The organism is Paenibacillus sp. P32E (assembly GCF_001909085.1).
Classification (GTDB): domain Bacteria; phylum Bacillota; class Bacilli; order Paenibacillales; family Paenibacillaceae; genus Paenibacillus_AQ; species Paenibacillus_AQ helianthi.
On the sequence record NZ_LVYY01000009.1, the window covers coordinates 35,935 to 48,803 of the forward strand.

Below are 12,869 nucleotides of genomic sequence, written 5' to 3' on the forward strand. Positions count from 1 at the left end.
TTCAAGAGAGTATATGAGGGGATTGAACTTTAGGTTATAATAGAAGCATCAAAACTAGTGAAAAAGAACACATGTGGAGGATTTGGTACGATGCGATCTGTAAAGCATGAGGTATTCCCATATAATGAATCTGTATATTTAGCTAGTCTGGTAATATCTGAATTTTATAGTAATTATCCTTATATGGATAATGGTTTCACCATGTTTCTAGAATGTGAAAAAGACCGGATTCCTATGAAACTTGCTGTATCTTCTAAAGTGACAGTATTGCATTTATTTATAGAATGGAACTATGGTAACGTCCGAAGCATCTATGATACTTTACGAGACACAGATTATGATGAAAGTTATTTAGAAGCAGAAGAAAAAAACATTTCTCTTTTTGCTACAATTTCTCTTCCTCGACCTGGATTAGAACATGGTGATGATGAGGAATGTACAGGTTATGGAAATTGTGAAATATGCACTGGTATTCGTGAATACACAAATCATCTTGAAAGTCTAAAAAGAAAAGCAGTTCCTTATATTATTCATTCTGCATTTCATATTATTATGTTAAACAAAGCTTTTCTAGTTGATTTTCATACTAGGTTAGGTCAATGGGTTTTAGAAAATCATGATTTTCTTAATCAAACCATTCCTTCGTTCATTACAAAGGCAGGTAAGATAAAAAGAATGTCAAACTGGCCGGCATGGCTTAAAAAAGGGATTTTCTTTCGCGACAAAGGGGTATGTACCATTTGTAGAAACCCTTTAAGTGGTGATTTATTTCTTGGCATTGATCCTGATATGGATCATATAGTTCCATTATCTCTTTATGGAACTAATGACCCCTCAAACATTCAAATTCTTTGTAACGTATGCAATAATTCTAAACGTGATTATTCAAGTGCTACGTCATTTTTTGATATACCATATTGGAATCTTGAGGATGACAACGAATTAATATAGGACTTTAATATAAATCTTTACTAGAATTTTTAAATGAGTCCCCCTCAATATCATTACTATAGTTGATATAAGAGTATAGATATTGCCCATGGCTTCGGCTGGTGGGCATTTTTTGATATTCCTATCTCTTTCTACTAAAAATATTGGAACATTATGCCTATGATGTTATATTGTCTATATAGTGGAGGAGGGACTTTATGACTAGCAATGAAGTATTGAGGGATTTGTTTAATGATATCAGAGGTAATAATAGACTTCCCGTTATGTTTATAGGATCTGGTTTAGCGAAAAGATATACCACTAATCAATATGATTGGAAGGGCTTGTTAATAAAATGTATTGAAGCTTATGACGAAAATCCATCTATGAAATACAAATGGTACATAGAACGCATCAGATCAGATCGGAATATTGAAGAAGAGAGTCATATGATGTACAAACTTCTTGGAGCACAGATTCAAACCGATTTTAACATGCTTTATTATGAAGGCAAATTCGTTCTTCAGGGTATTAGTGACAATGAAAAACCATTGAAATTCTATATAAAAAGCATTCTCCAGGACTATGAGATTCTTGAAGAAATGAAACCTGAGTTGGAAATGCTTAAAAAATTGAAAGATAAAATGTTGACAGTAATAACAACTAATTATGATACTTTTTTAGAAGATCATGTTTTTATTAACCATGAAAAAATAATAAAACAGAAGATATTTACAGGTTCCGAACTGGGGACACTTATGAAAATTCATGGATGTATTACGGATCCGAATTCAATGGTTCTTACAGAATTTGATTATGATACTTACTACAAAAAAAGTAAGGTGTTGGCGGCTAAAGTTATTAATTTATTTGCGGAGAATCCTGTATTTTTCTTCGGATATTCTATAACTGATGAAAATATCAGAGATTTTCTTCAAGATGTTTATTCCTGCCTGGACACTCCGGAGGAGTTCTCTGCATTTGAAAAAAGATTAGTTATTATTGACTTCAATCCGTTAAGATTAATTCCTGCCATTGGGCCGCACACGCTGGATATTAATAATGTTAGGATTAATATGACCAAAATAAGCCTTTCTGATTTCACACCTCTTTACGAGGAAATGTCTAATTTAAAGAATTTTACTCAATTAAAAGAGATTCAAAGGTTGAAAAGTTTAGTATACGAAATTGTGCATGATTATGATGGGGAAAAGAAAAGAGTAATTAATTTGATGGAAGATGATGATAACGGGGATGAAGTAGTAGTGGTTATCGGAAAAGCTTCACATTTAATGGATGCTACAGGTATTACAGGAATTAAATCAGAACAACTATTTCATGATTTAGTATATGATGATTTGATATCAAGAGTGTCAGTGAATGTACTTGTTGAAATGGGGCTTCCAAACCTATTGAAAGGGACTGTGATGCTCCCTATTCATAAATATTTAAGCATGGTAGACAGAAGTAAGGTCACATTAGATAATAGGGTTATTACCGCAGAACAGAGAGGCATCGAAAATCTGCTTACCAAGAGTATACTTAAAGATGAAGATTCTTACGCAGGATCAAATTATAAAACCCTTGAAGACATTTATCTTTCTAAGTTACCTACTACTAAAAAACTCCATTTTCTAATATTTCAGGCTATGTTTGACTCATCTGTCGAAGAGTTGGAAAGGTTTTTAGAATTACGATATGAAGAGATACAGAGTTATTGGACTGGTAATATCTTGAGGAAATTAGTATGTATTCTAGATATAAAAAAATACAAACAGAGCGCCCAATAAGGTTGACATTAGTCCGACTAATGCGCCTTACCAAACGCTCTTTAATAATAGTATGATAACATCATAAAGATGGTGCGTCAATAATTGATCGGATATATAAAACCTCTTACTTTAGCTACTTTTTTAAATTCTGAATAAGGATTCCCCGCCAGTAATGGTGGGGTATTTTCATTCATTCGTTTCACCTTCGACCCGTAGTCTAATCACTCTCGAAATACTCTCCACATCATTAATTGGTACCCACACCGGGCCCTCGATCGTATTAATCTTTACTCGTTCCGGATCTGCCGATACCTCTGCGATACCCTTTATCTTATCCCCATTTAATAGCCATACAACAATCATTTCACTTCTCACGGCAGCAACCTTCAGACTTTGCTTAAGCTTTTTATCCATGACGTTACCTCCGGGCTTTTCTAATTATTATACACCCCGCCAGATATCCGAAGGAAAATTTTCCTTACCCACATATACATAATGTTCCAAATGAATTATATTTGATCTATTGCCAATTAATAAAATATAAGGTGGTTGGAAGGAATTAATGACACATTTAACCCAGCAAATGCTTGTTGAAGAGATAGAACGCATAAGAGGAACGTACTTAACCTCGAATTCTGAACTTCCATCTTCGCTTACTAAAAGATGCAAAAAACTTGAAAAAAGACTGATTTTAAAGGAACCGAGCCTTTCACAACTTGTAGATATAAAATACGATTTAATAGAATTAGAAAAGAACTTGGTAAACCGCCCCGGAAAAAATGAAGATAAAACATTACAACGAGGAATATGGGCGATTGTAGTTCTAGGGGTATTTTCAATCTTAATAGCTAACTTGACTGAGGATTTATCTAAGTTAAATCAACCTTTTTTGTACGGTGTTTATCAGTATCTTTATTTTGCGTTCATCGCATTGTTTGGTACTTTTTCTTATATGTTCTCGAAAGTGTTGGCTTTGAAAAATGATTATGAGAGTTTTAACATTCGTTTTTTATTGGTTTTTTTATTCCCCATTGTTTTTATTAGTCTCGTTAAAATTGAAGGTGATACAATAGTAGGGTTTTCAAAAATCAATTCAATAATATTTGCGGCAGGATACAGTTCCGAGTTCATATTTGCATTTTTTACAAAAATTGTTGACACGTCGAAGAAGGTCATTAATGCAGAAGAAAAGGTGAGCGTAGAAAAAAGTGAAGAAAAGATTCAGGCGGAGTGATATTTTGAACATTACATACAAAGTTTTACGGAGTGACAATGATTTCCTCGTTGCTGCTCTGGCCCAGTCTAAAGTGTCCGTCTGGTACCGGGAAGATCCTGACCCAATCGGTCACCTTATGGATTATGGGGGTATCGTGGAGGGATATACACTGGAATCAATTAAGATAGCAGGCGCTCGGTTTGTCCGTGAGCAATTTGAATTCAGAGCATATATAAAGTAGTCCGTCTACCTTAATCGGTCGGCGGGCTCTTTTTCAATTAAAAGATTAAATCCACATATTTCCTCAATAACCCTTAAGTGTATTGTAAATTTCTGTCGAATAACAGACTGTTTGTTCGCCTTTATTTAGTGTAGGCTTGATGCATACATATTAAAGGAGATGGATTGATTGAAGAAGATTGTTACACCCATACTATTGTCCCTACTATTAATTTTTGTTTTTGTTTCTAGTACAAAAGCAGATACAGCAACTGAAAAGAGTGCAATTCCAATAATGACTTCTGATACTGTTCCATCTGGCAAAGCTTCATCAAGCTCATCGTATTCCGGTACCCCAGCCTGGAAGGCGTTTGATGGATTTAAATATTATGCGGACGATTCTGGTTGGAAAGCATGGGGGACGAATTCGACAAGCGGTTGGCTATCCTATGAATTTACTCAAAAGATTATTATCAATAAGTACACAATTTATTATAGCGACTCTAAGGGGAATGTTCTTGATGGTTTAGAAACATTTACACCAAAAGCATGGACCTTTGAAGGTTCAAATAATGGAACTAATTGGGTAATTCTTGATTCTCGAACAGACGTTACTAATTGGTCTGGGGGAGTGGAAAAGGAATTCGATTTTAATAATGATACAGCATATAAGACATATCGATTAAATATATCGGCTAATAACGGTTCGACAAAAAATACTGTAAATCTTACAATCCATGAGCTTAGTATGTTCGAGAAATCAGCGGCCACGCCAACACCTACGGCCACACCTTCACCAATAGTAACTCCGTCACCAACGCCAGAACAGCCTACAGGAGACCGTGCAATCCTGGTTGTAACGATGAATACTGGTCTTGAAAAGGAATTCGATCTTCCTATGTCTGAAGTCAATGCATTTCTTAACTGGTACGATACTGCTTCAGGAACTACACGTTATGGGATTAACAAGCATGACAATAATAAGGGACCGTTCAGTAGCCGTAAAGAATATGTGATCTTCGATAAGATACTTACATTCAGCGTGGACGAATATTCTGCAAAGTAGCATTTACACATTGTTCCAGTAGCGATAAGATAGTTCTAAGAGAGTATACCCTGCCAAGCACTGGTGGGGTATTTTGGAATTTTTTAGCTATTTCAAATGAATGAGAAGGTGATTGTGATAGACAAGCGGATAATAAATAAATTACAAGGAATTATTTCTGAGATTGAGGGATTTAGATTTTGTGGTCCAAGTGATGATCCGGATGAACAAACCGCAGTGGTTTATGGATTTAGTCATTTGTTAACAAAATTCAAATATTATGGTGTGAGACTAGACAGTGGATTTTTAAAAAAACAAGTCGAAATGCTTAATATAGATTTAAATAATATTTATGATGTTTATGATGCTAAAGCTGAGATTTCTCCTATTATGGAAGAAATAAAAGATTATTTGACCAATCCTAGTTACGAACATAGTTTTATAAATGACGATTACATATCGAAAGAGTTAATTGAGGATTTAGGTAAGTTAAACAATAAGGAATTTGGTATGAAAAAACTTGTACAATTATGTAATGAGATAAACTGGAATTATCGATTGGAGAATTATATATCAGTGGCGTTATTAATAAGAGTGCTCATAAATTATGTTCCTCCAATTTTTGGGCAGGCCACCTTTGTTCAAGTGGTTAGTAATAGCAAAAGAAGTGTTCAAGAATTATTATCGCCACTTGAGAATAATCTCAGGAAAGTTGCAGATCTTCATACACACAATATGATAGGGAGAAAAGATCAACTTCCAACAAAAAATCAACTGGAGCCATTCAGAGCTAATACTGAAATATTGTTACAAGAAATTCTCAGTAGGCTAAAAGTATGAGTACTACATACAAAGTCTTGGAGAGTGACACAGACTTCCTGGTCGCAGCCCTGACGCAGTCTAAGGTATCTGTATGGTTTAGGCCAGAAGATGATCCGGAAGGACATATCATAGATTATGGAGGGATAGTAGAGGGATATTCCCTAGAGAGTATCAAGATAGCCGATGGCCGTTTTATTCGGGAACGGTTTGAATTTAGAGTATACATAAAATAACCCGCCGGGCTTATGCCTGACGGGTCTTTTGTTTTAACTAATTATCCAATAAAGACAGTGGTATCTTTACGTTGAAATGCAGTGGGTAATTCTTCCACAAGCGGATCGAAGTTTTCGAAGAAATATTCTTTGTCAGTATCCTTTAAATTAATGTATGCCCATTTTTTTAATTGATTTAATTCATCAAGAATGATGGGCAAATCTTCTTCGCTTACGTTAACGCCTGACTCAAAAAGTTCAACCCATTTCAAACCTAGTTCGTTAATGCCAGGTATCCAGCATCTTCTGAAAAAAGATAAATACGCAATTTGAATGTAAAACTTTTTTTCAAATTCATTTTGTGGGTTGTTTATAATCACACTAATTGCCATTTCTCAATCCACCTCTCCAAATGTGGCACTAAATTTATAGTCAGGAAACGTCTGTCTGAGATCGTATAGAGCATTCTCAGTGGCATCTCTTAATTCTACCGTGTCTGCATTCATTCTGAAAATAAATTCACGGAAGGTCCTGAAAGATTCAATATCCGGTACTATCTTTGATCCTTCAGGGGTTGGCTTTGTAGCCACACCATCCTTAAGAGCGCTATTTATTCGTACTGAAGTCTTATCCCGTATTTGATGATCGGCCCATTCTTGAGGGGTTTGGTTAGGCTTATCTTTTCCAGGTGGAATAATATAAAGCCCTTTAGCAGACTTATCCTCATAAAATATTTTATTTTCCATATCAATTTCATCTATCTCACCTAGTTTTTTTCCTCCAGCATTTACAATATCAACACCAAAATATTTGGTATAAGTAATTTCCCGAGTTTTTGTATTAAATTTTAAGACTGTTCCTGTTTTTGGGTCCTTGTATTCCTTTATAAGCGGCGGGGTGACATCCTCCCAACCTTTTGCTAGTGCTTCTTCCGGAGTTGCAGGTGAATCAATAACTGGATGATCAATGTCATCTTCATCATCCTCATCGTATTCGTCATCCGGAGGTGTTGTAGGATTAGGATCTCCTCCATCTATTACCGGGGGAGTAGTTGGCTGTAGACTAGGTACCGGAGATGGTGTAGGATCTATAGAAGGTTTAGGCGTTGCTGATGGAGCCGGGTCGTCAGTTGGTTCTGGAGTAGTACTGGGATCAACAGTAGGTTGCGGCGTTGGCTGTGCTGTAGGTATTGCTGTAGGTGATGGCTCTGGCATTGTCTCCGGTATCGGATTAGTAATGATTTTTGGATTAGCAATAACCGTTGCAGTCGTATCCGGAAAAAAATCCGGATCAGGAAATAGTATTTCAACCGCCTCTGACTCACCCGGCCAAGCATCTTGCATATCCGAGGGCATTGGTAATGTTTGCGGCATTGGATAATCATAGTTGTAACTTATGCCTGATGTATAATCATTAACGTAATACTGATTACCATCCCCTGCCCATGCCTGTGGATAAGGGACATAGGTGGTTTTTGTGTATCTGCCATTATAAAAAAGTGTTACATCGGCTGCCAATAATGGCGCACGATCGTAAAACGATGCTGACACCTTAGATTCTTCGCCCGGATTAACAGTAAATATATCCGATCCCCAATTTGTAAGAATCGAAAATGAGTATCTATATTTAGTTGAATACATAACAGGCCAACTTTGAGTTATATCATTAACAAAGGGTATAAAGCTCAATGTCAGACCGTTGTATCCTTGCACAATACTATTAGGGTCTGAATAAGCAAGTGTAGCATCTGGTGTGTAAAACGGTACGCTGATTAGATTACTTGTAGCATCGTATATATCCGACATCAAATCCGCACCCGTTAAAAACATCCCTGCTCCCACAACTGTTTTTAACCAGCCTGGAGTACTTGCAGGTACAGCCCGTTCCACCGCTTTTTCCAATCCTGCAACCTCTTCTGCCGTAAGACGCTGAAACCAACGTTCATTTGCTTTTTCTAGTGCTTTTTTTTCAGTTGTGCGAACTCCTTCTTTTACGATCGTCGACTCTACCATTGATTTAGTCTTTTTTTTCAAAGCTTCTTTTATAGTCCATTTTGTGGCTTCCTTGAGTACCGGCATGGCATGTACTGTCTTAGGATAATTCACAACTGTAGAACCAAATGCAAAGCTGAGTATCAGAATGATTGTAAGTATTTTACGTGCCAAACAAATCGTCTCCTTATGTACTTTTTATTCGGCTGATCACGTTAAAGATGGATCAACAGTGAATATTTAATAAAAATACAAAAAATATCCTGATTTGTCTAAACAAAAAATCCTATATATACAATAAAGTGAGTGAACACGATAAAATTCTTTTTTATCCCAATCAAAGAATATCTTACTCATTGTATAAAGAACGTATGTTTGGTTATAATACAAACAAACGTTCTTATTTTATTGGAGGCGATCAATCATGAGGATGAGCATCGGCCAAACCATCGAAATTATATACCTGGACAAAGCGGGCAAGATTACGCAGCGGAAGATCGAAGTGAACGGCATCCGTGACGGACGTATCCGGGCCACTTGTCTGACCACCGGCGCGCCGCGCGTATTCTTAACTGCCAGTATACTTTCCTGGAGGCTGGTAGTAGAGAAGCAGCATGCTTGACGATACTCCCCGTAAGCTGCTGCGGATCATATCTCAGTTCCGTTATCATTTCAGACGGATGCCCAACATTAAGGAGCTGGGACGATTGAGCGGGCGACGGCCTGTGGAGATCACAAAGGCGTTTAAAGTCCTGGCCGCCGAAAATTACATACAATGGAGCGTATCCAAGCCTATCCAGACAGCATCCATCCTCGAGGGCTGGGAACGTAACGTGCCGTATGATACCTCACAAGAGCGGGGCGTGCAGAGCCGAATAGAGGGGAATAACATTGATTACTGGCTGTATCATTAAGGAGGGGTTACAGTGTCTAAATTGGAGGGGAATGAGCGGTGGAAAACCAAAATGATTATGACGGAGCATGTTGAGCAGTACGAGGAGCAGCAGCACGAACCTATAGATAAATTGATAACGATTGAAGAGCGGACAATGGTACGCGACCTCATTTTGCTTCCTTACATAGATACAATGGTTGGCAAGAGCCTTAAGGAGATCGAGCACTCCAGTAACATCCTGACACGCGCCTATTTGATGGCAGGTCAAGCCATCCAGCGAAGAATCATGCAAGATACCTATCAGTTGCAAAAAGAGCTGAAGCAGAGGAACATCAAGGTACTGGCTGATGAGCAAGAGGAATTCTTGGTTTATCATAAAATCTTATGTCGTGGATATCAGGAGCGGTTTGGGATGACCCGGGATGTAATGCGGACGGAGATAAGCTTGAGGTTGACCAAGTATACAGCCGAGCTGGGAACGATATTGAAAGAGCACCTTTAATAAATAATGCCCTGTCAGTGATTATACTGGCGGGGCATTTTGTTAAATAAGCATCAAGATTTACGTTGATCTAAACCTAAGGCTTCTTTCAGCCCATTCTGCAGAATCTGTGAAAAATTCAAGCCGGCTTCATCTGCTGCTTCTCGGAGCCACTTTGGCATAGTACAGTTTTTTGATACTGATTTATTCGCGGCTTCATCTCGGAATGGTGGCATATAGACATCAATAAATACAATCTTATCGCTCGGATCTTCAAGCTGAATTTGATCAGGAGTGGAAGGAGGGGGTGCGTTTTCCCCTTTGTCCTCAATGTCCAGTAGGAGGTTAATCAGCATGTCCTTAGCGTCTCTGATTGCAGTATGAATATCTGGCGCCATAACAGCAGTGCCTGGGAAGTCCGGGAAGTACAAGCCAAACCCGCCATCCTCACCTTGTTCAGCAACTACAGGATAAATATAGCGGGGCACTAGAATTGCCAATTTGCTCACGCTCCTTTATTTTGTGAAGGGAGATAAGGGAAAACTCCGGGGCTAAAACTCAACCCCGGAAGTTCGTTCTATGCTCTTGAGCGTTCCTTTCGGAATCACTTGGCCTTGAGCGTGGATGCTCACATCAGCGTATCGCGTTGGGTCTTTATGGTGTATGTATCGTTGATGGCTTCCGCGTCCGCCGTGATTAGGGGATGGAATGAATCCGGCATCCTTCAAGGCTTTAAGCATTTCCCTTACTGTGACTTGTTTTCCCACTGCCTCCCTCCCTTCTGATACTATTATAACACGCATAATAATGCGCGTCAATATAATAATGCGCATTATTATGCGCGTTCAATAAAGGGGGACCCGTCAGTATATTATACTGGCGGGTTTTCTTCATTATCTTCATAAACAAGTAATTGACTTATATCGCATTCAAAATATGCACATAGCTTGTCTAAGAGATCCCGAGGGAAGTGTTTTGATTCATCGTTATACATCTGCCGGACGGTTTCGAACCTGTAGTCTATATCCTTTGCAACTTGCCTAATTGACTTGCCCTTATCGTTGGCGAGTTTTTTTAGGTTCGATCTGACTTTCTTCATAATAACCACCTCAGGACAAGCATACAATGACTCGAAAAGTGTGTCAATTAGTTATTGACACTAAAATAGAGTCGTGATATATTGAATGCATCAAACGACACTAATTAAGTGTCAGACAATACCGGCGGGTATACGCGGGAGGGATGAAGGATGGTGAAGATACCACCCCACACAGAGCAGCAATTTCAGGATGAGGAGTTTGGAAAGAGAGAATATAGATTCGCTAACTGGATGGAAGATGGATTGAGCGAGGACGATTGCTGGGATCATTACTACGAACTGTGGGCTGATTGGGCAGTACGCACTGGTAAGGTTTGAATATCCGTCTGACGATGGCTCCAGGGATAGGAGCCGAAACAGTACCGCAGGGAATGCGTGGCTGTCGCGGAATCCGCCATAAGAGGGCAGCGCGCGTCCTCACATGTATAGGAGTGATTAAGTATGTTACCTGCACATCAGAGAATGGCCGAAATCTTTCTGGAGAATCTGAAAGGTAGATTAACAGATGAACTGGGTATCGAACTGCAGCATTGTCTGAAAGTGAATGCCGATTACTGCTTGGACATGAATTTCCTGAATACCCAATTGATCCAGGCCAGAATCACAAAAGATGTGAAGTGGGAAGCGCATATTACCGCACAGATGGATTGGTTGCGTCGTACTGGGAAGGTGGCCATACTATGAGATTCGAAAAATTAATAGAAGGTCTGCCGGTCCGTATCGCTGATGGACACAAGAGCGGGTATGGAGGATCCGAGGGCATAGTTGTAGGTGTAGGGGAGGCTTTTACATTAGATAAGACAATGGTGATCAAAGGGGCAAGTGTAGAGATTGGAGGGGTATTCCTGGTATTGGTAGAGGCCGAATATCTTGAGCCGAAGCAAGAAGAAAAGTTGCCGACTGGGTGGGCTGAATTTGATGTGTGAATATTCGTAAAACTTGCCGCCTGGCAAGAGGATATAACGTTAATTCCACTATACTCATATAGGACCAGAGATATATAATTAATCTATTGAATGAAAATTATGTCAGGCGGTGTTATGCGTTGTCATGGGAACCGGTAGGATTTATGTTTTTTTCAACAATTGAAGGAATTGGTTTGCTGGCTCTCATGCTTTCCGTTTTTAGATTGAAGATTACTCAATTTATGTGGCCTGCATTATTTACGATCTTGATAATGAATTTTCAGAGTTACATGCTTCGAAATGAACTATCACTGTCTTATTTAGTCCCAGTTATAAATATCTTCTTATTTATAACTTTTATTACAATTTTCGTCAAAGAATCAATTTTGGGTTCAGCAATTATCACGGTGACCGGATATTTAGTATTCAGTATCCTCCAAGCATCGCTTTTAGTCCTTATTTTTGGCTCTATTGGCACTGTCGAAAGTTCAACTATAAACGGCTATATACTCCAAACTCTTTCGTTTATGTTGGATACAGTTTTAGCGTGGTTTCTTTACAGGCACGGAAAAGGATTTAGTTTTGATTTCGAAAAGTTGAAGATTAAAAAAGAAATATTTATTGTAGTTGGTTGTATTGCAGCAACAATTATTTTGTTTGCAGTGCTCATGTATCAAGAAAATATCAGTAAGTTGAGTGCGTTCTTCATACTATCACTATTTTACTTTTTGTATTATTCAATTAAAAAGGAGAGGGCAGATGATTAATGTTTTGGCTCTGAAGATTGCTAGCAAGATCAAAGAAGCAGCTCCGACTCATCCTGCATCAATTGCTGTATTAAGTTTTTCGCTCGCCTTGTTGATTAATGCATTTGCGATCGTCTCACTTACAGTCATTATCGCATTGTTCACTAATAAAGTGGGGGCGGCGATAACTGCGCTTCTGTCCTTCGCGGTGTTGAGACAATTATCAGGAGGGATCCATCTAAAGTCAGGAATGGGTTGTATAGCTTTAACTACTGGAATAATGACTTTCATATCATTTACAAATCCTAATCAAACATCCATCTTTTTGCTCAATATAACAAGCGTGGCTCTCGTTTTGATTTTTGCTCCATCGCGCATTGAAAGGCAGTCCCGAATACCTGAAAAATATTATCCTCATTTAAAGATCGTTTCCGCCTTATTAGTCAGTATGAATTTTTTAATTTCTTCCCCTATCGTTTCAGTAAGCTTTTTTATTCAGTCAATTACTTTAATTAAGCCAAGGAGGTGAACAGACA

At 38.3% G+C, this 12,869-nt stretch carries 18 protein-coding genes; 12 read left to right on the forward strand and 6 right to left on the reverse strand.

Going from position 1 to position 12,869, the window contains the following annotated elements; genetic code table 11:
• Positions 1–57 precede the first annotated feature (57 nt).
• Positions 58–951 (forward strand): HNH endonuclease, encoded by an 894-nt coding sequence (locus tag A3848_RS09855; protein WP_178381955.1) that lies wholly within the window; start codon positions 58–60, stop codon positions 949–951.
• A gap of 197 nt (positions 952–1,148) precedes the next feature.
• Positions 1,149–2,720: an SIR2 family protein gene (locus A3848_RS09860; RefSeq protein ID WP_074084791.1), complete on the forward strand. Its 1,572-nt coding sequence runs from the start codon at positions 1,149–1,151 to the stop codon at positions 2,718–2,720.
• Positions 2,721–2,888: 168 nt separating this feature from the next.
• Here A3848_RS09860 and A3848_RS09865 read toward each other — a convergent pair whose 3' ends face one another.
• Complete coding sequence (locus tag A3848_RS09865; RefSeq protein ID WP_074084792.1) at positions 2,889–3,116, reverse strand: hypothetical protein; 228 nt, start codon at positions 3,114–3,116, stop codon at positions 2,889–2,891.
• A gap of 148 nt (positions 3,117–3,264) precedes the next feature.
• On the opposite strand from A3848_RS09865, the gene A3848_RS09870 reads away from it, so the two are divergent.
• The 3 genes from A3848_RS09870 to A3848_RS09885 all read left to right on the forward strand — a co-directional run bounded on the left by A3848_RS09870 (position 3,265) and on the right by A3848_RS09885 (position 6,022).
• Entirely contained in the window at positions 3,265–3,936 is a 672-nt protein-coding gene (locus A3848_RS09870; RefSeq protein ID WP_074084793.1) for a hypothetical protein, read from the forward strand.
• Positions 3,937–4,327: 391 nt separating this feature from the next.
• Entirely contained in the window at positions 4,328–5,203 is an 876-nt protein-coding gene (locus A3848_RS09880) for a discoidin domain-containing protein (protein WP_074084795.1), read from the forward strand.
• 96 nt (positions 5,204–5,299) lie between these two features.
• Positions 5,300–6,022: a hypothetical protein gene (locus tag A3848_RS09885; protein ID WP_074084796.1), complete on the forward strand. Its 723-nt coding sequence runs from the start codon at positions 5,300–5,302 to the stop codon at positions 6,020–6,022.
• Positions 6,023–6,278: 256 nt separating this feature from the next.
• On the opposite strand, the gene A3848_RS09895 is transcribed toward A3848_RS09885, so the two are convergent.
• Positions 6,279–6,608, reverse strand: a complete 330-nt coding sequence (locus A3848_RS09895) for a hypothetical protein (protein ID WP_074084798.1) — start codon at positions 6,606–6,608, stop codon at positions 6,279–6,281.
• A 3-nt stretch (positions 6,609–6,611) separates the two neighbouring features.
• On the reverse strand, positions 6,612–8,381 hold the full coding sequence (locus A3848_RS09900; RefSeq protein WP_074084799.1) for a hypothetical protein: 1,770 nt from the start codon (positions 8,379–8,381) through the stop codon (positions 6,612–6,614).
• Positions 8,382–8,631: 250 nt separating this feature from the next.
• On the opposite strand from A3848_RS09900, the gene A3848_RS09905 reads away from it, so the two are divergent.
• From A3848_RS09905 to A3848_RS09915, 3 genes are read left to right on the forward strand one after another with little or no spacing between them, the layout of a single operon-like run.
• Positions 8,632–8,829 (forward strand): hypothetical protein, encoded by a 198-nt coding sequence (locus tag A3848_RS09905; protein WP_074084800.1) that lies wholly within the window; start codon positions 8,632–8,634, stop codon positions 8,827–8,829.
• Positions 8,822–9,121 carry a hypothetical protein gene (locus tag A3848_RS09910; protein ID WP_074084801.1) on the forward strand — a complete coding sequence of 100 codons (300 nt, stop codon included), beginning with the start codon at positions 8,822–8,824 and terminating at the stop codon, positions 9,119–9,121. Before A3848_RS09905 ends, A3848_RS09910 begins: the two co-directional genes overlap by 8 nt.
• Before the next feature lie 12 nt (positions 9,122–9,133).
• Positions 9,134–9,604 carry a YhjD family protein gene (locus A3848_RS09915; RefSeq protein WP_074084802.1) on the forward strand — a complete coding sequence of 157 codons (471 nt, stop codon included), beginning with the start codon at positions 9,134–9,136 and terminating at the stop codon, positions 9,602–9,604.
• Between the two features lie 53 nt (positions 9,605–9,657).
• Here A3848_RS09915 and A3848_RS09920 read toward each other — a convergent pair whose 3' ends face one another.
• The 3 genes from A3848_RS09920 to A3848_RS09930 all read right to left on the reverse strand — a co-directional run bounded on the left by A3848_RS09920 (position 9,658) and on the right by A3848_RS09930 (position 10,682).
• Entirely contained in the window at positions 9,658–10,083 is a 426-nt protein-coding gene (locus A3848_RS09920; RefSeq protein WP_256702267.1) for a type II toxin-antitoxin system HicB family antitoxin, read from the reverse strand.
• Positions 10,084–10,134: 51 nt separating this feature from the next.
• Positions 10,135–10,350, reverse strand: coding sequence for a type II toxin-antitoxin system HicA family toxin (locus A3848_RS09925; protein WP_074084803.1), 216 nt, complete (start codon positions 10,348–10,350; stop codon positions 10,135–10,137).
• 104 nt (positions 10,351–10,454) lie between these two features.
• Positions 10,455–10,682 carry a helix-turn-helix domain-containing protein gene (locus tag A3848_RS09930; RefSeq protein ID WP_074084804.1) on the reverse strand — a complete coding sequence of 76 codons (228 nt, stop codon included), beginning with the start codon at positions 10,680–10,682 and terminating at the stop codon, positions 10,455–10,457.
• Positions 10,683–11,123: 441 nt separating this feature from the next.
• Between A3848_RS09930 and A3848_RS09935 the strand changes: the two genes are divergently transcribed.
• The 4 genes from A3848_RS09935 to A3848_RS09950 all read left to right on the forward strand — a co-directional run bounded on the left by A3848_RS09935 (position 11,124) and on the right by A3848_RS09950 (position 12,862).
• Entirely contained in the window at positions 11,124–11,366 is a 243-nt protein-coding gene (locus A3848_RS09935) for a DUF7667 family protein (protein WP_074084805.1), read from the forward strand.
• Positions 11,363–11,608, forward strand: a complete 246-nt coding sequence (locus A3848_RS09940) for a hypothetical protein (protein WP_074084806.1) — start codon at positions 11,363–11,365, stop codon at positions 11,606–11,608. Before A3848_RS09935 ends, A3848_RS09940 begins: the two co-directional genes overlap by 4 nt.
• Positions 11,609–11,727: 119 nt before the next feature.
• Complete coding sequence (locus tag A3848_RS09945) at positions 11,728–12,354, forward strand: hypothetical protein (RefSeq protein WP_083612039.1); 627 nt, start codon at positions 11,728–11,730, stop codon at positions 12,352–12,354.
• Entirely contained in the window at positions 12,347–12,862 is a 516-nt protein-coding gene (locus A3848_RS09950) for an accessory gene regulator ArgB-like protein (RefSeq protein WP_074084807.1), read from the forward strand. The genes A3848_RS09945 and A3848_RS09950 overlap by 8 nt, the downstream gene beginning before the upstream one ends.
• Positions 12,863–12,869: the final 7 nt, after the last annotated feature.